Raw genomic sequence first — 19,802 nt, forward strand, 5'->3', positions numbered from 1 at the left:
AAACGCTTTTCCGCGGCGCAAGACCCTTGCATTCGCGGATTTTGCCGCTTAAAGCCCCCCCATCAGCATAATCCACAGGCGGACCATAAATGAAGGTTTTCGCGGGCAATTCGAACCGGCTCCTGGCCGAAGCGATCTGCAATTATCTGAATGTTCCGCTCGGCCGGGCCACGGTCAGACGCTTCGCAGACCAGGAAATCTTCGTGGAAATCCAGGAGAACGTGCGCGGCGAGGACGTCTTCGTCGTCCAGTCGACCTCGTTCCCGACCAACGACCACCTGATGGAAATGCTCATCATGATCGATGCCATGCGCCGCTCCTCGGCGCGCCGCATCACGGCCGTGATCCCCTATTTCGGCTATGCCCGCCAGGACCGCAAGCCCGGCCCGCGCACGCCGATCTCGGCAAAGCTCGTCGCCAACCTCATCACCGAGGCCGGCGCCGACCGCGTGCTGACGCTGGACCTGCATGCCGGCCAGATCCAGGGCTTCTTCGACATCCCGACCGACAACCTCTACGCCGTGCCGATCCTGGCGCGCGACGTGAAGGAAAACTACAATCTCGAAAACGTCATGGTCGTCTCGCCCGACGTCGGCGGCGTGGTGCGCGCCCGCGCGCTGGCCAAGCGCCTCGACTGTCTGCTTGCCATCGTCGACAAGCGCCGCGACCGGCCGGGCGAGTCCGAGGTGATGAACGTCATCGGCGACGTCGCCGGCAAGGACTGCCTGCTGATCGACGATATCGTGGATTCGGGCGGCACGCTCTGCAACGCGGCCGAAGCGCTGCTGAAGAACGGCGCGACCAGCGTCACCGCCTATATCACGCACGGCGTTCTGTCGGGCGGCGCCGTCGCGCGCGTCACCTCGTCCAAGCTCAAGGAGCTTGTGATCACCGACACGATCCAGCCGACCACGGCCGTCCAGTCGGCGCACAACATCCGCGTCATCTCGACGGCCAACCTGCTCGGCGAGGCGATCAACCGCACCAGCGCCGAGGAATCGGTGTCGAGCCTGTTCGACTGACGGATTTTTGCCGAGGCCGATATCGGCCCCGCGATTTCTGCGCTAAGTTCCCCCTAGATTCGACAGGGGAAATCCATGATCTCGATGCCATTTCTGTCCCGGCTCGCAGGGCCTATCGCCATCCTTCTCGCGGCCGGCACCTTGGCGGCCTGCTCGGTCGAGGCCGACCAGGGCGGAGGCGGCTACAATCCGCGCCCGCCGCAATTCTGCACCCGTGAATATGCCCCGGTCTGCGGCGAGCGCGGCCGCGACCGCCAGACCTTCGCCAATGCCTGCGAGGCGCGCTCCAGCGGCTACGGCATCATCGGCCGCGGCGAATGCCAGTTCCGCCGCCCGGATCGCGACCGGGTCGGCTGGCAGGACCAGGACCGCGACGGCTGGAGCAATGACGGCCGCGAGCGCCCGGACAGGGACAGGGACCGCAATCGCAACGACAGGGACCGCCGGGATCGTGACCGCGACGACCGGGGCGATCGTGGAGACCGCGAGCGCCCGCGCGACCAGCGCGTCTGCACGATGGAGTACAACCCGGTCTGCGGGCGCCGCGGCACCGACTTCAAGGAATTCGGCAATGCCTGCTCGGCGCAGGTGGCCGGTTTCAGTGTCTATCGCGCGGGCCGGTGCCCGGTGCGCTGAGCCCATCCTGACACGCAGAAAACCACGCCGATCTCTCCTTCGTCATGGTCGGGCTTGACCCGACCATCGACAAGCCCTTGAGAAATATAGCTCTTCGGCCCAGAGCCGAGGATGACGTCACGGGTGGCCGGGGTTTCCGGAAAATGCCGGGCCATATGTCGCGGGCTTTCGTCAACGCCCCGGCAGCGGGCAGGCCTCGCCGCCGGTAAAGAGGCGCGAGCGGGTGAGGAAGCGTTTCTCGCGGCCATTGTCGAGCGAGAACATGCCGCCGCGGCCGGGCACCACGTCGATGATCAGCTGCGTGTGCTTCCACACGTCGAACTGGCTCTCGCTGATATAGACCGGCACGCCGCCGATCTCGCCGAGCTTCACGTCCCGGTCGCCGACGATATAGTCGTCCGCCGGATAGCACATGGGCGAGGACCCGTCGCAGCAGCCGCCCGACTGGTGGAACAGGATTTCCGGATGATCCGCCTGGATCTCCCGGATAAGCGCAAGCGCGGCATCGGTCGCCATCACGCGCGGCTGGGTCGTGACTTCGGACATGACAGCTCTTCCTCCAAACGATTTTCCCTCCCCCCGGAACGGGGAGAGGGATGGGGCGGAAAGCGACGGCGGACAGGGCTCCCGCACCCTTTGCGCGCCTTCTCCGGAGGAGAAGGGGGCGGTCGCTCAGAAGAAACCGAGCGCCTTGGGAGAGTAGCTGACCAGCATGTTCTTGGTCTGCTGGTAGTGATCGAGCATCATCTTGTGCGTCTCGCGGCCGATGCCCGACTGCTTGTAGCCGCCGAAGGCCGCATGGGCCGGATAGGCGTGGTAGCAATTGGTCCAGACGCGGCCGGCCTGGATGTCGCGGCCGAAATGGTAGCAACGGTTCGCATCGCGGCTCCAGACGCCGGCGCCGAGGCCGTAGAGCGTGTCATTGGCGATGGCGAGCGCCTCCGCATCGTCCTTGAAGGTCGTGACCGAGACGACCGGTCCGAAGATCTCCTCCTGGAAGATGCGCATCTTGTTATGCCCGCGGAAGACGGTCGGCTTGACGTAGTAGCCGCCGGAAAGATCGCCTTCGAGTTCGTTGCGCCCGCCGCCGGTCAGCACTTCCGCGCCTTCCTGCTTGCCGATGTCGATATAGGAGAGGATCTTCTCCAGTTGCTCGGACGAGGCCTGCGCGCCGATCATCGTCGCCGTGTCGAGCGGGTTGCCCTGCACGATCTTCTCCACGCGCTTGACGGCCCGTTCCATGAAGCGGTCGTAGATCTTCTCGTGCACCAGCGCCCGGCTCGGGCATGTGCAGACTTCGCCCTGGTTCAGCGCGAACATCGCAAAACCCTCGAGCGCCTTGTCGAGATAGTCGTCGTCCTCGTTCATCACGTCGGCGAAGAAGATGTTCGGCGACTTGCCGCCGAGCTCCAGCGTCACCGGAATGAGGTTCTGGCTGGCATATTGCATGATCAGCCGGCCGGTCGTCGTCTCGCCGGTGAACGCGATCTTGGCGATGCGCGGGTTGGAGGCGAGCGGCTTGCCGGCTTCGAGGCCGAAGCCGTTGACGATGTTGAGAACGCCGGGCGGCAGGAGGTCGCCGATGAGCTCGGCCCAGACGAGGATCGAGGACGGCGTCTGCTCGGCGGGCTTCAGCACGACGCAATTGCCGGCGGCAAGCGCCGGGGCGAGCTTCCAGGCGGCCATCAGGATCGGGAAGTTCCACGGGATGATCTGGCCGACGACGCCGAGCGGCTCGTGGAAGTGGTAGGCGATCGTGTCGTGGTCGACCTCACCGATCGTGCCCTCCTGCGCCCGCACGCAGGCGGCGAAATAGCGGAAGTGGTCGATGGCGAGCGGAATGTCGGCCGCCATGGTCTCGCGCAGCGGCTTGCCGTTGTCCCAGGTCTCGGCCTTGGCGAGGAGTTCGAGATTGTCCTCCATGCGCTGGGCGATCTTCATCAGGATGTTGGAACGCTCGGTGGCGGAGGTGCGGCCCCACTTGTCCTTGGCGGCATGGGCGGCGTCGAGAGCGAGCTCGATGTCGGCGGCGTCGGAGCGGGCGATCTCGCAGAGCTTGCCGCCGGTGATCGGCGTGATGTTGTCGAAATAGCGGCCCGCGACCGGCTCCTTCCACTCGCCACCGATGAAGTTGCCGTACTTTGCCTTGTACGGGTTTTCGACGATCTTCTGATGCAGCATGTCATTCCTCCCATGAAGGGCCCGGATGGGCCGTCGGGAAGGATGGTGCTGCGCTTCGGCCGATTGCGGTAGGGGCCGCAGGACGATCGTCGCCGCGACTGTTTCAGAATTGAGACAGGCCGGTGCGACAGCCTGTGCTGCGCTGCAATATCAGTTGATCGAGAGCTTCTTCATCTTGCGGTACAGCGTCGCCCGGCTGATGCCGAGCAGGTCGGCGGCCTGGCTGACATTGCCGCCGGCGCGCGTCAGCACGCGGCGCAGCGCGGCCCGTTCCGCGTCGTCGAGGTCGCGCCCGTCCTCCGCCCTGTCCTCGTGCAGGAGATCGGAGGCGGCGACGCCCGTGGCGATGCGCCGGTCGTCGAGGCCGAGCACCTGGCGTGCGGCGCGCGTTGCGCCCAGCACGAGGTCGTCGCGGTCGACGGCGAGCAGCGCCGGCGCGGTTCGACCCTCGACGGGCACGAGCAGGATGCGGGCGGCGGAGAAGGCGCGGCGGAAGAGACCCGCCTCGATGCGCGCGGCGGCATCGCGGACGGCCTGGGAGAGGATCGACATGGTCATCTCGCCCGCATCGTCGCGGCAGGTGGAAATGTCGATGGCGGCGGCGATGCGCCCCGTATGGTCACGGATCGGCGCGGTGGTGCAGGACAGGCCCGTGTTCTGCGAGAGGAAATGCTGGTCGCGCAGGATGAGCACGGGCCGCTCGTCGGCCAGCGCCGTGCCGATGCCGTTGGTGCCGACGCTCGCCTCGCTCCACACCGTGCCGGACCAGAGCCCGACGCCGCGGAAATCGCGATCGTCGCTCGCCGCCCCGCGCCGTTCGAGCGCGATGCCGTGCTCGTCCGTCAGCAGCAGGCAGCAACCGGCCTTGCCGACGGTGGCGAAGAGCCGGTCGATCTCGCCCCGCGCCTCCTCGATCAGCACGCTGGAGCGCGCCCGCGCCTGGCGGAATTCCGATTCGGTCAGGCGCCAGGGCGTCCGCGCCTCCTCCGGGGAAAGGCCGTGCAGCGTGAGGCAGCGGCGCCAGGACGCGGCAACAGGCGAACTTGCCGCCGCCGACGCATGGGCCGCCACGGTCTGCACATGATCCGCGTGATCGAAACGCTGAGGCATCCGCTCTCCTCCCCGAAAGCTTCGACCGATCGTCGCACCAGAATACAACGCCCAACGACTATACCCATGTTTGCGCCCGCGGGTCCAGCGGGACGAAGGTACAAGGCGCCGAGCGTGGCGCAGGCGGGCAAGGGCCTCCGCCTCTCCCTGGCTGTGGGGACAGGAGCGGTCGCCCATGGAATTGGGAGGGCGGACACCTCCTGCCCCTTCTCCCCGCCGGGGGCGGCGACCTCGCACGATATACGGTTGCCCCGGTCAGCGCGGAGACTGGCGGAATGACGGTGCTCATTCAAGGCACACCGCCCCTGCCCTCGCCACAAGCCTGTTCCCAAGCCGCCCGGCGCCTGTTACCAGTGCACATTCCTTTTCAGCATCGATCCTGCCATGTTTCGTGATTTTTCCGCTCAAGCCCTGTTCATGGGCCTGCTCACCGCCTTCGTCGGTTTTGCCAGTTCCTTCGCCGTCGTGCTGCACGGGCTGACGGGCGTCGGCGCGACGGAAGCGCAGGCGGCCTCCGGCCTGATGGCGCTGTCCGTGTCGATGGGCCTGTGCGCCATCGTTCTCAGCGCCGCGACGCGGCTTCCCGTCTCCATCGCCTGGTCGACGCCGGGCGCGGCGCTGCTCGCCAGTTCCGGCGCGGTGGAAGGCGGCTTTGCGACAGCCGTCGGCGGGTTCCTCGTCTGCGCGGTGCTGATCGTCATGGCAGGCCTCTGGAAGCCGCTCGGCCGCATGGTCGCCGCAATTCCGGCGACGCTCGCCAACGCCATGCTTTCGGGCGTGCTGATCGGCCTCTGCTTCGCCCCCGTGAAGGCCATCGCCTTCGATCCGCTGCTCGGCCTGCCGATCGTTCTTGCCTGGGTGGTCGTCGGCAGCATCAACCGGCTTTATGCCGTGCCCGCGGCACTTGCCGCCTTCGTCGCGGTGCTCGCCTTCGGCATCGACATTCCCGAGGGCGCCTTTGCCGGGCTCACCGATGCCCTGCTGCCGCAGCCCGAGATCGTCGCGCCTGTCTTCACGGTCGCCGGGCTCGTCGGCATCGCGCTGCCGCTCTTCATCGTCACCATGGCCTCCCAGAACATTCCGGGCATCGCCGTGCTGAAGGTCAACCATTACGAGCCCAGCCCCGGCCCGCTCTTCGCCGTCACCGGTCTCTTCTCGCTGCTGTCGGCGCCCTTCGGCGGCCATGCGGTCAACCTCGCCGCCATCACCGCCGCCATGTGCGCCGGCAGCGACGCGCATCCCGACCCGGCCAGGCGCTACTGGGCGGCGATCAATGCCGGCGTCTTCTACGTGATCTTCGGACTTGCCGCGGGCGCCGTCACGGCCTTCGTCAGCCTCGCCCCGTCGATCCTCATCCAGGCCGTCGCCGGCCTCGCGCTGATCAGCGCCTTCGCCGGCTCGGCGCTCAACGCCTTCCACGCCGTGGAAGGGCGCGAGGCGGCTGCGGTGACCTTCCTCGTCACCGCCTCGGGCGTCTCCTTCGCCGGCATTTCCGGCGCCTTCTGGGGGCTGATCGCCGGCGGGCTGATGCTGGCGCTTGCCCGTCTCACGGCAAGGCGCCGCGCAAGACCCTGATGCCTACTGCTGGAACGGCAGCGGCTGGCCGTTGATCAGCACCTTGCCGTCCTCGCCGACCTTGACGTCCCAGACCTGCGCGCCGCCGCCGGCATCCCGCGCAAGGCCCTTCATCATCAGGAGGCCGAAGGCGGCCTGGCCGAATTGCGGCACGGTGGCGGCGTTCTTCTGGAGATAGGCGACCGTCTTGTCGAAGTTGCGCATGGTCAGCGTCACCTCGGCGCTGTGCCGGTCCTTCTGCTCGGGATAGACCTGCATCTTGCCGGCAAGGTGCACGTCATAGATCGGCGAAACGGCGGAAACGTCCTCGAATTCCACGGTCATCGCGCCATCCGGCAGGACGATGCGGCCGATTTCCTTGTTCTGCTCGTCCGTCAGCGGCTCGGACTTGGTGAAATCCGCATGGTCGATGAGATAGTTGACGGCGCCCGCAAGGTCGAGATCGGTCACCGCCGCCTTGAAGGTCGCGCGCTCCGGCACGGCCTCCGCGAAGGTGGCGAGCAGGATGCCGGCCGGCGGCCTGGGCTTCTCCACGCCGAAGCCGAAGCCGACACGGGTGGAATGGGCGATGCCGTTCATGTCGATGACATAGCTGACGCTCTCGGCGCCGAATATGCCCCGCTCCGTGCCGACCGTCACATTGGAGGCCCTGATCGTCTCGGTGAGATTGTCGAAGACCGGCAGGGCGGAGCGCAGCATCTCCTTCAGCCGCGCCGCATCCGCCGCCTCCAGCCTGTCCTTGTGCATGTTGTCGAGCACGAAGAAGACGAGGTCCTGGACCACCTTGTTGCGCGCGCCGTCCATGCTGACATCGATGTCGACCGTATCGGCGCTTATGTCGACCCGGCCGTTCGTCCCGCCGGTGATCGTCTCGGCAAAGGCCTTCATCACGCCGGTGCTGGATATGTCGAGGATGCCCTCCCCCTTCTTCTCGGCGGCAAGGCGCATCGCCGTCTCGCCGAAGCTCGCCGTGATGCTCTCCTGCGGCGAGGTGCTGGTGAAGGCGATCCTCTCGGCCGTCCAGTCGGCGGAGGTGAAGTAGAGGATATCCGGATCGTAGATGCCGTCGAGCTTCATCGAGGCGATGATATAGGAGAAGGAATTCTTGCCGGGCGCGGCATCGACCGAGCCCTTGATGTCGAAGCTGTCGCTGGCCTCGACGCGGTAGGTGCCCTCCGGCATGGGCCGGAGATAGGCCGTCGTCGGCTTCAGCCCCTCGACCGTCACCGCGCCGGACTTGTGCTTTTCGACAAGCACGGCCGGATTGAAGCGCAGTTCGTAGAACGAGGTCGCCGCCTTGACGGTGACGAGACCGGCCTCGATCATGTCCTGCGGCAGGTAGCGCGTGAGCTTCTGCTGGATGCTCTCGGCTTCGGCGGGCGAGACCGCCTGGGCGAGGGCCGGGCTTGCGGATGCCAGCGCGAATGCGGCCGAGGCCATCAGGATCTGTAGTCTCATCATGGCCTCCTTCGCCGAACCGGTTTGCAGGCGAACATCCAATCATGACCGCATCGTGTCAATCCGGCCACGGGCCTTGCATTTCCGGGCATTCTCGTTTATCGAGCCCCCGTCCGCGTAGACACCCTTGGAGGCAACGTGGATGAGGCTTTCACGAAATCCTCAAGCTTTTTGCGCGGCGGAGTGCTCTCCGCGTGCGAAGGGCTCTCCAGTAACACATGAAAGGTAAAGCCATGAGCCACGAAACTTACGAGCTCAAGGCCGAGACGCGCGAACGGGTTGGTAAGGGGTCCTCCCGTGAACTTCGCCGCAACGGCCTTATTCCCGCAGTCATCTATGGCGACAAGCAGGCCCCGCTCTCCATCGCCATCTCGACCAAGGACGTCACCCAGCGCATCCACGCCGGCGGCTTCAAGACGACCGTCGCCACGATCGACGTCAACGGCGAGAAGATCAAGGTCCTGCCGAAGGACTACCAGCTGGATCCGGTCCGCGACTTCACGATGCATGTCGACTTCCTCCGCGTTTCGGGCAACACCCACGTCGTGGTCGAAGTTCCGGTTCACTTCGTCAACGAAGAGAAGTCCCCGGGCATCAAGGCCGGCGGCGTCCTGAACATCGTTCGCCACGCTGTCGAGCTGCACGCGCTGGCCGGCGACATTCCGGAATTCCTCACGGCCGACCTCACGGGCCTCAAGGTCGGCGAAGGCATCCACATCTCCAACATCAAGCTGCCGAAGGGCACGAGCCCGGTCATCACCGACCGCGACTTCACGATCGCCACGATCGCCGTCCCGGCTGCCGGCGTGAAGGAAGAAGAAGCAACGGAAGCGTCCGAGTAATCGGCTCCGTTCAGAAACGATCCTGAAGACCCCGCATCCCACCGGATGCGGGGTTTTCTTTGTCCGCCGCCAGGCACTACCGTTGCGGGAAGCCTGAGCAACCGGCACTTTTCCGGATCGCCATTTCAGCAACATTTAAGACTTTGGTGAAAATCTAAGCCTCCAAAATGACGAAAGCCAACGAGGGGCATCATGGGCGGGCTTGGCATCATGGCAGGGGGGCAACCGGCATGAAAATGCATTCGGTGGAAAGCCGCTTCATCGCCATCGTCATCGGCGCCCTGCTCATCTTCGTCGCCCCGCTCTTCGTGCTGTTCCTGATCCTTTCGTCCGACCGCGTGGCGCGCGAGCGCCTGCAGAACACCGAAGTTCTGCTGCAGGCCAATGTCCAGGCGCTCGGCAAGCCGCTCTGGGATTTCGACAAGGACAGCATCGATCAGATCGTCGGCGCGTTGCAGGCGGATGCCGACATCGTCTTCGTCCATGTGCGCGACACGTCCGACCTCATCGACATCCGGAAGCCCGCCACCCGTCCCGATCCGGACGACACGCGTTCCATCGTCAAGGCAGACATCCTCTACAAGGCGAACGACGGCATCAAGAAGGTGGGCACGGCGGAAATCTGGATCCGCAAGGCGCATCTGCTCTCGCGCTTCTCGAAGGACGAGATGAGCATCTTCACCATCTTCTTCTTCGCCGTCGCCACCCTCTTCACCGCCGCCATCATCGGCAACCGCATCACCATCATCCGCCCCCTGATGCGGCTGACGGCGGCCATCGAGGCGACGCGCCGGCTCGGCTCGCGCCACCATGTCGACTGGACCTCGAACGACGAAATGGGCGCGCTCGCCCATAACTTCAACGAGATGCAGAGCAAGCTGGAGCGCGAGGAGAAGGAGCTGAAGCTCGCCCATGCCCGCGCCACCGACATCTACAACCTCACGCCGGCCATGCTCTTCTCCATCGATGCGGACAACCGCATCACCGCCGTCAGCGACTACTGGCTGACGGCGACCGGCTATCGCCGCGCCGCGGTGATCGGCCAGGAATTCACCGATTTCGTCGCCGAGGACTGGCGCGACACCTATCGCAAGCGCCACGACGAAAACAGCGTGGAAGGTGGGATCTGCGAGGCGACCGTGCGCTTCCGCTGCGCCGACGGCAGCATGATCGACGTGCTGATCCTCGAAACCGGCGTGGCGGCCAGCAGCAGCCGGCAGGCGCTGTCGCTGTCGGTCATGACCGATGTCACAGACCTCAAGGAGGCGGAGAACCGCAACCACCGCCAGGCGATCACCGACCATCTGACGGGGCTGCTCAACCGGCAGGGTTTCGAATCCGTGCTCGACGAGCTGATCGGCGACGTCGACAAGCTCGGCCAGCAGCTCGCCTGCCTCTTCGTCGATCTCGACCGCTTCAAGTGGATCAACGACAATCTCGGCCATGCGGCGGGCGACGACGTGCTCTGCCAGGTGGCGACGCGCCTGCGCCGGCAGCTGCGCGCGGGCGACCGGATCGCCCGGCTCGGCGGCGACGAATTCGCGATCCTGCTTTGCGCGCCGAACGCGTGCCAGCTCGCCATGGATGTCAGCGAAAGGCTCGTCGCCAGCCTGCGCACCCCGCTCACCGTCAACGGTGCCGATCTCCATGTCAGCGCCAGCATCGGCGTCGCCGTCTATCCCGACCATGCAGAGACGGCGGCCTGCCTGCTGCAGAAGTCGGACATGGCCATGTATGCGCGCAAGCGCAGCGGCAAGAACGGCGTGCAGCTCTTCGACAGCAACATGGTGGACATCGCCCGCAAGCGGCTGGAGACCGAGCAGTTCATCGACCAGGGCCTGCGCGAGGACTGGTTCATCGCCCATCTCCAGCCGATCGTGTCGCTCGCCGACGGGCGCGTCGCCGGCTTCGAGGCGCTGATGCGGCTCAACCACCCCGAGCGCGGCCTGCTGCCGCCGGCCGAGATCATCGGCATTGCCGAGGAGAACGGCTCGATCGGCCGCATCGGCGATTGCATCCTGTCGAAGTCGATCGCCAGCCTTGCCATCATCTCGAAGCTCGACGGGCTTGCCGACGCCTATCTCGCGGTGAACTTCTCGCCCCTGCAGTTCGAGCCCGCCCTGCCCGCGCGCCTTGCCGCCCTGCTTCTGGAGCACGGCATCACGCCGTCGCGCATCGTGGTGGAGATCACCGAGGCGGTGCTGATGCTCGACAATCCCGTCGTGCGCGAAGTGCTCGACGCGCTCTCCGACCTTGGCTGCCGCATTGCGCTCGACGATTTCGGCACCGGCTATTCCTCGCTGTCCTATCTCAACCGCTTCCCCGTCGATATCGTCAAGGTCGATCAGTCCTTCACCCGCTCGCTTTCCTCCGACCAGCCGGACGTGCGCCGCAAGAGCCGCATGCTGGTGGAAGGCATACGCACCATCTCGCACCAGATGGGCTGCGCCGTCGTGGCGGAAGGCATCGAGACGACGGAACAGTGGGATATCCTGCAGGCCATGCAGGTGGAATTCGGCCAGGGCTACCTCCTGAGCCGCCCCCTGCCGCTTGACGCATTGCTGGAGAAGCTGGACGAATTCACGGTGACGGAGAGACCCGAACGCCGGGCCGCCGCCTCCTGACGAAGGACAAGGACGAGACGATGAAGACGCTGCTCTTGACGCTTTGCCTGTCGCTCGCCCCTCTTTCCGCACCGCTTGCCGAAACCCTGCATTTCGTGACGGAGGAATACGCCCCGTTCAACTATTCCAGGGACGGCAGGATCACCGGCATCGCCGTCGAGCAGGTCGCCGCGATCACCAAGGCGGCGGGCATCGACTACACGATCGAGATCATGCCCTGGGCCCGCGCCTTCGCTTTGGCGGAGAACCAGCCGATGAACTGCGTCTTCACGGCCGGCTACAACCGTGAACGCGCCGGCCGCTTCGCCTGGGTCAATCCCCTTCTGAAGGACGAGATGGTGCTCCTGAAGCGCAAGGACGGCAGCAAGGGGCCGGACAGCATGCAGGAGGCGCTCACCATGAAGGTCGGCTCGCAGCGCGGCGACTTCGCCGTCGAGGCGCTGGAGGATCTCGGCTTCAAGGATATCGACCTTGCCGTCGACATCGACATCTCGGTGCGCAAGCTGCTCTCCGGCCGCATCGACCTGATGCCGACCTCGATCAAGACCTATGAGAACCTGGTCAACCAGGGCCAGCCGGTCGAGAAGGCCATGCTGATGGCCGGCCAGATCTACGGCCTCGCCTGCCACAAGGACACGCCGCCCGACCTCATCACGCGGCTGCAGGCGGCGCTCGACCAGCTCATCGTCAGCGGCGAGCAGGATCGCATCTTCGCCGCCTACGGCCTGCCGCCGAACACGCGCACGGCCGATGGCGGCGCGAAGAAATGATCGCGGGCGGTTGACTTCCGGCCGCTTTCGCGGTGGTGAAGGCGGGACAGATCCTTTTGGCGGACCATTCCATGCAGATCATCGCGGGGCTCGGTAATCCGGGCGCAAAATATGCGGGCAACCGCCACAATATCGGCTTCATGGCGCTGGATGCGATCCACCGCAAGAACCCGTTCTCGCCCTGGTCGAAGAAGTTCAAGGCGGAAATCTCCGAGGGCGAGCTTGCCGGCGAGAAGGTGCTGCTCGTCAAGCCGCAGACCTTCATGAACCTGTCCGGCGAATCCGTCGGCGAGGCGATGCGCTTCTACAAGCTCGCCCCCAAGGACATCGTCGCGATCTACGACGAGCTGGACCTTGCCCCCGGCAAGGCGCGCATCAAGGTCGGCGGCGGCCATGGCGGGCACAACGGCATCAAGTCGATCGACGCCCATTGCGGCAAGGACTACCGGCGCCTGCGCCTCGGCATCGGCCATCCGGGCGCAAAGGAACTCGTCACCCACCATGTGCTCGGCGATTTCGCCAAGGCCGACCATGGCTGGCTCGATCCGCTGCTCGACGAGCTCGCCCTCAATGCCGACATGCTGGTGCGGGGAGAGGATTCGCAGCTGATGAACAAGCTCGCGCTCGCTACCGGCAGCAAACCGGAAGCGGAAAAGGCACCCGCGCAGAAGCCGGCCGGCCAGTCGCACATCCGCCAGGCGCGCAACCACGCCCAACCGAAAATCCTGCCGACGACGGGGCCGATGGCGGAGATGCTGAAAAAGCTGCTCGGCAACAAGGGCGAGTAGGACCTACAGCCAGCGGATCGTTTCGAGCCGGTAGAGGAAAAGGTCCCACAGCCAGGCAAGCGCCGTCTCGATGCCTTGGGCGACAAGGCCGGAGGCGCCGTCGGAAAACAGCATGACGGCGAGGCCGGCAAGGCCGCAGCCGACCGTCGCGTTCCGGAAATTCCGCCAGGAATCGAGCCGGTAGTAACCCGCATCGTCATATTCGGTGCCGAAGATCCGGTCGTTCCAGTCGTAGCCGTCGCTGACGACGAGATCGAGCGTCGTCCGGTCGGAAAGCCGGTCGGGAAAGACATTGAAGACGGCGCGGCAGACGTGCCCGATCGCCCCCACAAGAAGGAAGAACACGAAGGCGACGGCATAGTGCCAGGTGGCGGCTTCTTCGATCATGGCCGCAGCATGGGCGAAGACCGCTAATATCGGATGAAGCCTATTCCTCCGGCTCGGTCTGGAAGAGCAGCGGGAAACCCGCCTCCTTCGCCAGGTCCGTCGCCTCCTTCGCCTTGGTCTCGGCGATGTCGCGGGCGCAGACGACCACGACGGACGTGCCCATCTTGTGCGCGGTCATCATCACCCGGTAGCTCGTCTCCTCCGCCATGCGGAAGACGGCTTTCAGCACCAGCACGACGAATTCGCGCGGCGTATAGTCGTCGTTGACGAGAATGACCTTGTAGAGCCTCGGCCGTTCCAGCTTCGGCTTCGTCACGGTTTTCGGGGTCAGGGTCGTGTCACCATTGCTCATGGGAAGCTCCTCGTATTCCGGCTTCGAGCGGTGTGCGGCCCATTGTGCACCGCAGGAGAGGCGACTTCAAGGCCCGCGCGGCCCGAAGCCCTTGACCCTGCCCCCGCCATCCCCCATAGCGATGGCAACGATTTTCTAAGACGAATGGACCACCTTCCATGGGCTTCAAATGCGGTATCGTCGGTCTGCCGAATGTCGGCAAGTCGACCCTCTTCAACGCGCTGACCAAGACGGCGGCGGCGCAAGCGGCCAACTATCCCTTCTGCACCATCGAGCCGAACACCGGCGAAGTGGCGGTTCCCGATCCGCGCATGAAGGCGCTCGCCGCCATCGCCGGCTCCAAGGAGATCATCCCGACCCGCATCTCCTTCGTCGACATCGCCGGCCTTGTGCGCGGCGCCTCGAAGGGCGAAGGCCTCGGCAACAAGTTCCTCGCCAACATCCGCGAAGTCGATGCGGTCGTGCATGTGCTGCGCTGCTTCGAGGACGATGACATCACCCATGTCGAGGGCCGCATCAACCCGGTGGGCGACGCCGACACGATCGAGACCGAGCTGATGCTCGCCGACCTCGAAAGCCTGGAGCGCCGCGTCGAGCAGACGCGCAAACGCGCCACCGGCAAGGACAAGGAGTCCATCGCGCAGCTGCCGATCATGGAAGCCGTGGTGAAGCTGCTGAACGAGGGCAAGCCGGCCCGCCTTCTCCTGAAGACGCTGGCGCCCGAGGAGATCGAGGTCCTGAAGGGCCTCAACCTCCTCACCTCGCACCCGGTCCTCTATGTCTGCAACGTCGCGGAGGCCGACGCCTCGACAGGCAACGAGCACACCGAGGCCGTTGCCGCCATGGCGAAGGAACAGGGCGCCGAATGCGTCATCATCTCGGCGGCGATCGAATCCGAGGTCGCCCAGCTTCCGGAAGAGGAAGCGGCCGAATTCCTCTCCGCGCTCGGCCTCGAGGAAGCGGGCCTCGACCGGCTCATCCGCGCCGGCTACCACCTGCTCGACCTCATCACCTATTTCACGGTCGGCCCGAAGGAGACCCGCGCCTGGACCATCGTGCGCGGCACCAAGGCCCCGCAGGCCGCCGGCGTCATCCACACGGATTTCGAGCGCGGCTTCATCCGCGCCTTCACCATCTCCTATGACGACTACATCGCCTACAAGGGCGAAGTCGGCGCCAAGGAAGCCGGCAAGGGCCGCGACGAAGGCAAGGAATATGTGGTGCAGGATGGCGACGTCATCCACTTCCGCTTCAATACGTAAACACCCATGACGGACGCGCAGCTGACCTTCGAGGATTTCACGCCCGGCCGCCGCTTCGATTTCGCGGAGCGGACGCTGACGGCGGACGAGATCATCGCCTTCGCGCGGGAATTCGATCCCCAGCCCATGCATCTCGACGAGGAAGCCGGCCGCACCAGCATCCTCGGCGGGCTCGCCGCGTCCGGCTGGCACACCAGCGCCGTCATGATGCGCATGCTCTACGAGGCCTATATCCGCGGCTCCACCTCGGAGGGCTCGCCGGGTGTCGATGCCATGGAATGGAAGCGCCCGGTGCTCGCCGGCGACACGCTCGGCGGCCATTGCGAGGTGCTGGATGCGCGCGTCTCGCGCTCGCGGCCTGAGATCGGCATCGTGCGCATGCGCGCCACGGTGACGAACCAGCGCGGGGAAACGGTCGCGCTCTGCGAATATATCAACATGATGCGCCTTGCCGAAAAGGGAGCCGACCATGCGCATGGCTGAGCTCTACGCCTTCGGCGAGGCCGTCGAGATCGGCAGCCTCACCTTCACCGCCGAAGACATCATCCGCTTCGCCAGGGATTTCGACCCGCAGCCCTTCCATCTCGATGCGGAACTGGCCAGGCACGCGCTGTTCGGCGGCCTCTGCGCCTCCGGCTGGCATTCCAGCGCAGGGTGGATGAAATGCTTCGTGCCCTTCTGGACGGGCGAATGCCGGCGGCTCGCCGCCGAGGGGATCGCGCCTCCGAAGCTCGGCCCCTCCCCGGGCTTCACGAACCTGCGCTGGCTGAAGCCGGTCTTCGCCGGCGACACGATCACCTATTCGGTGACGCTGACGGCCTCGCGCGAACTCGCCTCGCGGCCGGGCCGGCTGATCAATACGATTTTGTGTGCGGGAAGGAACCAGAATGGCGAGCCGGTCATCCGGTTCGAGAGCACGGTTCTGGAATTCGTCTGAACCGCACGTTCGGTTTGCCCCTCACCCTAACCCTCTCCCCGCAAGCGGGGAGAGGGAACTTGCCCCATGAACAGTATGGGCTGGGGAAACCGGCGCGGCCTATCCTTTCGCCCCGCTTGCGGGGAGAAGGTGGCCGGCAGGCCGGATGAGGGGCGACACGGCAGATCGCGGGCAGCTATGCTCAATGCCCGTCGAACGCCACCAGCGTGCGCACTTCCACGTCGAGCGCTTCAAGCTTCTTCCGCCCGCCGAGTTCCGGCAGGTCGATGACGAAACAGGCCGCGACGATATCCGCCCCCATCTGGCGCAGCAGCTTCACCGCCGCCTCCGCCGTGCCGCCGGTGGCGATCAGGTCGTCGACGAGGATGACCTTCTCGCCCGGCCTGATGGCATCCTTGTGCATCTCCATCTCGTCCACGCCGTATTCCAGGCTATAGGCGATGCGCACGGTCTCGTGCGGCAGCTTGCCCTTCTTGCGGATCGGCACGAAGCCGGTCGACAGCTGGTGTGCCATGGCGCCGCCGAGGATGAAGCCGCGCGCCTCGATCCCGGCGACCTTGGCAACGCCGATGCCCGCATAGGGATGCACCAGCTCGTCCACCGCGCGGCGGAAGGCGCGCGGATTGCCGAGCAGCGTGGTGATGTCGCGGAACATGACGCCGGGCTTGGGGTAATCCGGGATGTTGCGGATTGCGGCGACGAGTTCATTTTCGAGTGCGGACATGGGAATTCCAACTGCGGAGGGCTTTTTCCGGTTATTGCAGGTGCGGCATCGCCCCACAACAAAAAAGGCGGCCCGAAGGCCGCCTTTCGACAGAGCGGCAGGACCGCTCAGTGTTCCTTGTTCGCATAGACCGACTTCTTCGTCAGGTAGATCAGGCCGGTGAAGATCACCAAAAAGACCATGACCATGAAGCCGGTGCGCTTGCGGTCCTCCAGGTGCGGCTCGGCGGCCCACATCAGGAAGGCGGAAACGTCATGCGCATACTGATCCACCGTCTGCGGCGAACCGTCGTCATAGGTGACCTGGTCGTCGGAGATCGGCTTGGCCATGGCGAGCGCCGCGGCGTTTGCGAAATACGGGTTGTAGTGCGTGCCTTCGGCCACCTCGACATGCGCCGGCGGCTCTTCGTCATAGCCGGTCAGCAGCGAGTAGATGTAGTCCGGGCCGCCTTCCTGGTACTGGGTGAAGATGTCGAAGACGAATTGCGGGAAGCCGCGGGTGATGCCGCGCGCCTTGGCGATCAGCGAGAAGTCCGGCGGGGCCGCGCCATTGTTCGAAGCGGCGGCCGCCTCGTGGTTGGCGTAGGGCGACGGGAAGTAGTCGGACGGAACGGCCTTGCGGGTGAACATCTCACCGTCGCTGTTCGGGCCGTCCTCGACCTCGTAGTTCGCCGCGAATGCCTTCACCTGGGCTTCCGAGTAGCCGAGACCTTCCAGCGTGCGGAAGGAGACGAGGCTCATCGAGTGGCAGGCAGAACAGACTTCGGTATAGACCTTCAGGCCGCGCTGGAGCTGGCCCTTGTCATACTTGCCGAACGGGCCGGCGAAGCTCCAGTCCTGCTGCTTGGGCTTGTGGATCGGGTAGTGGGGCGTGGCGTGCTCCGCTTCGGCGCCACCGGCGGCATGCTCGTCCTGCGCGGTCGCGAAGGAGACGCCGATACCGGCGACGAGGGCGAGCGACAGAATGCCTGCAACAAGCTTTTTCATTGTCATGGTTCCTTTCGTCGCTCGCTATCAGGCTCTGGCCGCCTTGGCGTTCTTCTTTTCCAGAACCGCTTCCGTGATCGAATTCGGAATGCGCTTCGGGGTCTCGATCAGGCCGAGGATCGGCATGAGGACGATGAAGAAGCCAAAGTAGTAGACCGTGCCGAGCTGCGAGAGGATGACGTAGATGCCTTCGGCGGGCATGGCGCCGAGCCAGCCGAGCATGATGGCATTGGCCACGAAGATCCAGAAGAACAGCTTGTACCACGGACGGTAGACGGCGGAGCGAACCTTGGAGGTGTCGAGCCACGGCAGGAAGAAGAGGATGATGATCGAGCCGAACATCACCAGAACGCCGCCCAGCTTGGAGTCGATCGGGCCGATGTTGAAGGTGATGGCGCGCAGCATCGCGTAGAACGGCAGGTAGTACCATTCCGGAACGATGTGGGCGGGGGTCTTCAGCGGGTCGGCCGGGATGTAGTTGTCCGGGTGGCCGAGGTAGTTCGGCATGTAGAAGATGAACCAGGCGAAGACGATCAGGAAGACCGAGACGCCGAGGGCGTCCTTCAGCGTCGCGTAGGGCGTGAAGGCGACCGTGTCGGTCTTGGACTTCACCTCGACGCCCGTCGGGTTCGTCTGGCCGGTGACGTGCAGCGCCCAGACGTGCAGGACGACGACGCCGGCGATCATGAACGGCAGCAGGTAGTGCAGCGCGAAGAAGCGGTTCAGCGTCGGGTTGTCGACCGCGAAGCCGCCGAGCAGGAACTGCTGGATCCACTCGCCGACCCACGGGAAGGCCGAGAAGAAGCCGGTGATGACGGTCGCGCCCCAGAAGGACATCTGGCCCCAGGGCAGAACGTAGCCCATGAAGCCCGTCGCCATCATCAGGAGGTAGATGACGACGCCGAGGATCCAGAGGATTTCACGCGGCGCCTTGTAGGAGCCGTAGTAGAGGCCGCGGGCGATGTGGAGATAGACCGCGATGAAGAAGAAGGACGCGCCGTTGGCGTGCATGTAGCGCAGGAGCCAGCCGTGGTTCACGTCGCGCATGATCTTCTCGACCGAGTTGAACGCGACGGTGGTTTCGGCGGCATAATGCATGGCCAGCACGATGCCGGTCAGGATCTGCACGATCAGCATCACCGACAGCATGGCGCCGAAGGTATAGGCATAGTTCAGGTTGCGCGGGACCGGGTAGGACACGAAGCTGTCATGGATCATGCGCGGCAGAGGCAGCCGCGAATCGACCCATTTTTCGATGCCAGTCGTCGGCTGGTAGGTTGAATGTTCAGCACTCATTATCAGTAGTCCCCTCAACCGATCTTGATGACTGTGTCGGATACGAACGAGAAGGTCGGCACGGGCAGGTTCTCGGGGGCCGGACCCTTACGAATACGACCGGCGGTATCGTAGTGAGAACCATGGCAGGGACAGAACCATCCGCCGAAATCGCCGGCCTGGCCGAGCGGAACACAGCCGAGATGGGTGCAGGAGCCGATCATGACGATCCAGTTCTCCTTGCCCTCGCCGGCGGAGCGGTCGAGATCCGTCGCCTGGGCGTCGGAAGCGATGTTGGCGTTACGGGCGACCGGGTCCTTGAGGTCGGAAAGCTGGACGGCCTTGGCCTCCTCGACTTCCTTGTCGGTGCGGTTGCGGATGAAGACCGGCTTGCCGCGCCACTTGGCGGTCAGCGACATGCCCGGCTGCAGGCTGGAGACATCGACCTCGATGGAGGCGAGCGCCAGCGTGGACGCGTCCGGACGCATCTGGTCGATGAACGGCCAGGCAACCGCAACGCCGCCCACGACGCCCGCCATACCGGTGGTCAGGTAAAGAAAATCGCGGCGAGTGGGCTCGCCCAGGGATTCGCTTGTTGTCTCGTGTTCGCTCACGGCTAAACCATCCTCTCACGCAAAGTCTGCGGAAAACCGCAACGCCCCTTTGGAAACCGGCAAGATCCGGACACAATACGGCCATAGATTCCCCGTCAATCCGGCGCGTTCTATGCTTGATCGCAAATTATGTCCAGCCTTGGCAAGGGGAGGTGGGCACATTGTCGCGGGAAAAACGGGGCATCTTGACAAGGCGCAGGCATCGCCTTGAACATCCAGCGCTTCCGGGCTTGGAAAGGGCGTGGGAAACGACGCTTTG

General features: G+C 65.0%; 20 protein-coding genes. 10 read left to right on the plus strand and 10 right to left on the minus strand.

From position 1 onward, the window contains the following. Positions 1–89: 89 nt before the first annotated feature. Entirely contained in the window at positions 90–1,022 is a 933-nt protein-coding gene (locus AABQ55_RS18550; protein WP_244767010.1) for a ribose-phosphate pyrophosphokinase, read from the plus strand. A gap of 75 nt (positions 1,023–1,097) precedes the next feature. Further along, on the plus strand, positions 1,098–1,658 hold the full coding sequence (locus AABQ55_RS18555; protein ID WP_272806069.1) for a Kazal-type serine protease inhibitor family protein: 561 nt from the start codon (positions 1,098–1,100) through the stop codon (positions 1,656–1,658). 171 nt (positions 1,659–1,829) lie between these two features. Here the strand turns inward: AABQ55_RS18555 and AABQ55_RS18560 are convergent, their stop codons facing one another. The 3 genes from AABQ55_RS18560 to AABQ55_RS18570 form a co-directional block, all read right to left on the minus strand. Further along, positions 1,830–2,204, minus strand: coding sequence for a DUF779 domain-containing protein (locus AABQ55_RS18560; RefSeq protein WP_272806070.1), 375 nt, complete (start codon positions 2,202–2,204; stop codon positions 1,830–1,832). 126 nt (positions 2,205–2,330) lie between these two features. Further along, a complete protein-coding gene (adh, locus tag AABQ55_RS18565; protein WP_272806071.1) occupies positions 2,331–3,839 on the minus strand; it encodes an aldehyde dehydrogenase in 1,509 nt (502 codons plus the stop codon). Between the two features lie 150 nt (positions 3,840–3,989). Beyond that, positions 3,990–4,949, minus strand: coding sequence for a helix-turn-helix domain-containing protein (locus tag AABQ55_RS18570; RefSeq protein WP_272806072.1), 960 nt, complete (start codon positions 4,947–4,949; stop codon positions 3,990–3,992). A 384-nt stretch (positions 4,950–5,333) separates the two neighbouring features. Here AABQ55_RS18570 and AABQ55_RS18575 point away from each other — a divergent pair, with 384 nt between their 5' ends. Beyond that, the gene (locus AABQ55_RS18575) at positions 5,334–6,524 is read left to right on the plus strand and encodes a benzoate/H(+) symporter BenE family transporter (protein WP_272806073.1); all 1,191 of its coding nucleotides are present in this window, start codon (positions 5,334–5,336) and stop codon (positions 6,522–6,524) included. A 3-nt stretch (positions 6,525–6,527) separates the two neighbouring features. Here the strand turns inward: AABQ55_RS18575 and AABQ55_RS18580 are convergent, their stop codons facing one another. Further along, a complete protein-coding gene (locus tag AABQ55_RS18580; RefSeq protein ID WP_272806074.1) occupies positions 6,528–7,982 on the minus strand; it encodes a hypothetical protein in 1,455 nt (484 codons plus the stop codon). A 233-nt stretch (positions 7,983–8,215) separates the two neighbouring features. On the opposite strand from AABQ55_RS18580, the gene AABQ55_RS18585 reads away from it, so the two are divergent. The 4 genes from AABQ55_RS18585 (at position 8,216) to pth (ending at position 13,006) form a co-directional block, all read left to right on the plus strand. After that, positions 8,216–8,824 (plus strand): 50S ribosomal protein L25/general stress protein Ctc, encoded by a 609-nt coding sequence (locus AABQ55_RS18585; RefSeq protein WP_272806075.1) that lies wholly within the window; start codon positions 8,216–8,218, stop codon positions 8,822–8,824. Between the two features lie 236 nt (positions 8,825–9,060). Further along, positions 9,061–11,448: an EAL domain-containing protein gene (locus tag AABQ55_RS18590; RefSeq protein ID WP_272807496.1), complete on the plus strand. Its 2,388-nt coding sequence runs from the start codon at positions 9,061–9,063 to the stop codon at positions 11,446–11,448. 20 nt (positions 11,449–11,468) lie between these two features. Then, positions 11,469–12,218, plus strand: coding sequence for a substrate-binding periplasmic protein (locus AABQ55_RS18595; RefSeq protein ID WP_272806076.1), 750 nt, complete (start codon positions 11,469–11,471; stop codon positions 12,216–12,218). A gap of 71 nt (positions 12,219–12,289) precedes the next feature. Then, positions 12,290–13,006, plus strand: coding sequence for an aminoacyl-tRNA hydrolase (gene pth, locus AABQ55_RS18600; protein WP_272806077.1), 717 nt, complete (start codon positions 12,290–12,292; stop codon positions 13,004–13,006). A 3-nt stretch (positions 13,007–13,009) separates the two neighbouring features. On the opposite strand, the gene AABQ55_RS18605 is transcribed toward pth, so the two are convergent. Together AABQ55_RS18605 and clpS are read right to left on the minus strand one after the other, a co-directional pair. Beyond that, positions 13,010–13,393, minus strand: coding sequence for a hypothetical protein (locus AABQ55_RS18605; RefSeq protein ID WP_272806078.1), 384 nt, complete (start codon positions 13,391–13,393; stop codon positions 13,010–13,012). Positions 13,394–13,433: 40 nt separating this feature from the next. Further along, complete coding sequence (clpS, locus tag AABQ55_RS18610) at positions 13,434–13,745, minus strand: ATP-dependent Clp protease adapter ClpS (protein ID WP_244767021.1); 312 nt, start codon at positions 13,743–13,745, stop codon at positions 13,434–13,436. Between the two features lie 158 nt (positions 13,746–13,903). On the opposite strand from clpS, the gene ychF reads away from it, so the two are divergent. The 3 genes from ychF to AABQ55_RS18625 are packed head-to-tail and all read left to right on the plus strand — an operon-like array spanning position 13,904 to position 15,944. Beyond that, positions 13,904–15,007 (plus strand): redox-regulated ATPase YchF, encoded by a 1,104-nt coding sequence (gene ychF, locus AABQ55_RS18615; protein ID WP_272806079.1) that lies wholly within the window; start codon positions 13,904–13,906, stop codon positions 15,005–15,007. A 6-nt stretch (positions 15,008–15,013) separates the two neighbouring features. Next, on the plus strand, positions 15,014–15,490 hold the full coding sequence (locus AABQ55_RS18620; protein ID WP_244767023.1) for a MaoC family dehydratase: 477 nt from the start codon (positions 15,014–15,016) through the stop codon (positions 15,488–15,490). Next, positions 15,477–15,944 carry a MaoC family dehydratase gene (locus tag AABQ55_RS18625; RefSeq protein ID WP_272806080.1) on the plus strand — a complete coding sequence of 156 codons (468 nt, stop codon included), beginning with the start codon at positions 15,477–15,479 and terminating at the stop codon, positions 15,942–15,944. The genes AABQ55_RS18620 and AABQ55_RS18625 overlap by 14 nt, the downstream gene beginning before the upstream one ends. A gap of 181 nt (positions 15,945–16,125) precedes the next feature. Here the strand turns inward: AABQ55_RS18625 and AABQ55_RS18630 are convergent, their stop codons facing one another. The 4 genes from AABQ55_RS18630 to petA form a co-directional block, all read right to left on the minus strand. Continuing rightward, positions 16,126–16,668, minus strand: a complete 543-nt coding sequence (locus tag AABQ55_RS18630; RefSeq protein WP_272806081.1) for an adenine phosphoribosyltransferase — start codon at positions 16,666–16,668, stop codon at positions 16,126–16,128. 107 nt (positions 16,669–16,775) lie between these two features. Then, complete coding sequence (locus tag AABQ55_RS18635; RefSeq protein WP_272806082.1) at positions 16,776–17,654, minus strand: cytochrome c1; 879 nt, start codon at positions 17,652–17,654, stop codon at positions 16,776–16,778. 27 nt (positions 17,655–17,681) lie between these two features. Next, the gene (locus tag AABQ55_RS18640) at positions 17,682–18,950 is read right to left on the minus strand and encodes a cytochrome b (protein ID WP_244767027.1); all 1,269 of its coding nucleotides are present in this window, start codon (positions 18,948–18,950) and stop codon (positions 17,682–17,684) included. A gap of 14 nt (positions 18,951–18,964) precedes the next feature. Next, the gene (gene petA / locus AABQ55_RS18645; RefSeq protein WP_244767028.1) at positions 18,965–19,543 is read right to left on the minus strand and encodes a ubiquinol-cytochrome c reductase iron-sulfur subunit; all 579 of its coding nucleotides are present in this window, start codon (positions 19,541–19,543) and stop codon (positions 18,965–18,967) included. Positions 19,544–19,802: the final 259 nt, after the last annotated feature.

This window comes from Shinella sp. WSD5-1, from assembly GCF_963942435.1.
Classification (GTDB): Bacteria; Pseudomonadota; Alphaproteobacteria; order Rhizobiales; family Rhizobiaceae; genus Shinella; species Shinella yambaruensis.

Coding starts and splice junctions, on each gene's coding strand:
- AABQ55_RS18550 (WP_244767010.1), top strand. CDS start 90: ATGAAGGTTTTCGCGGGCAATTCGAACCGGCTCCTGGCCGAAGCGATC.
- AABQ55_RS18555 (WP_272806069.1), top strand. CDS start 1,098: ATGATCTCGATGCCATTTCTGTCCCGGCTCGCAGGGCCTATCGCCATC.
- AABQ55_RS18560 (WP_272806070.1), bottom strand. CDS start 2,204: ATGTCCGAAGTCACGACCCAGCCGCGCGTGATGGCGACCGATGCCGCG.
- adh (WP_272806071.1), bottom strand. CDS start 3,839: ATGCTGCATCAGAAGATCGTCGAAAACCCGTACAAGGCAAAGTACGGC.
- AABQ55_RS18570 (WP_272806072.1), bottom strand. CDS start 4,949: ATGCCTCAGCGTTTCGATCACGCGGATCATGTGCAGACCGTGGCGGCC.
- AABQ55_RS18575 (WP_272806073.1), top strand. CDS start 5,334: ATGTTTCGTGATTTTTCCGCTCAAGCCCTGTTCATGGGCCTGCTCACC.
- AABQ55_RS18580 (WP_272806074.1), bottom strand. CDS start 7,982: ATGAGACTACAGATCCTGATGGCCTCGGCCGCATTCGCGCTGGCATCC.
- AABQ55_RS18585 (WP_272806075.1), top strand. CDS start 8,216: ATGAGCCACGAAACTTACGAGCTCAAGGCCGAGACGCGCGAACGGGTT.
- AABQ55_RS18590 (WP_272807496.1), top strand. CDS start 9,061: ATGCATTCGGTGGAAAGCCGCTTCATCGCCATCGTCATCGGCGCCCTG.
- AABQ55_RS18595 (WP_272806076.1), top strand. CDS start 11,469: ATGAAGACGCTGCTCTTGACGCTTTGCCTGTCGCTCGCCCCTCTTTCC.
- pth (WP_272806077.1), top strand. CDS start 12,290: ATGCAGATCATCGCGGGGCTCGGTAATCCGGGCGCAAAATATGCGGGC.
- AABQ55_RS18605 (WP_272806078.1), bottom strand. CDS start 13,393: ATGATCGAAGAAGCCGCCACCTGGCACTATGCCGTCGCCTTCGTGTTC.
- clpS (WP_244767021.1), bottom strand. CDS start 13,745: ATGAGCAATGGTGACACGACCCTGACCCCGAAAACCGTGACGAAGCCG.
- ychF (WP_272806079.1), top strand. CDS start 13,904: ATGGGCTTCAAATGCGGTATCGTCGGTCTGCCGAATGTCGGCAAGTCG.
- AABQ55_RS18620 (WP_244767023.1), top strand. CDS start 15,014: ATGACGGACGCGCAGCTGACCTTCGAGGATTTCACGCCCGGCCGCCGC.
- AABQ55_RS18625 (WP_272806080.1), top strand. CDS start 15,477: ATGCGCATGGCTGAGCTCTACGCCTTCGGCGAGGCCGTCGAGATCGGC.
- AABQ55_RS18630 (WP_272806081.1), bottom strand. CDS start 16,668: ATGTCCGCACTCGAAAATGAACTCGTCGCCGCAATCCGCAACATCCCG.
- AABQ55_RS18635 (WP_272806082.1), bottom strand. CDS start 17,654: ATGAAAAAGCTTGTTGCAGGCATTCTGTCGCTCGCCCTCGTCGCCGGT.
- AABQ55_RS18640 (WP_244767027.1), bottom strand. CDS start 18,950: ATGAGTGCTGAACATTCAACCTACCAGCCGACGACTGGCATCGAAAAA.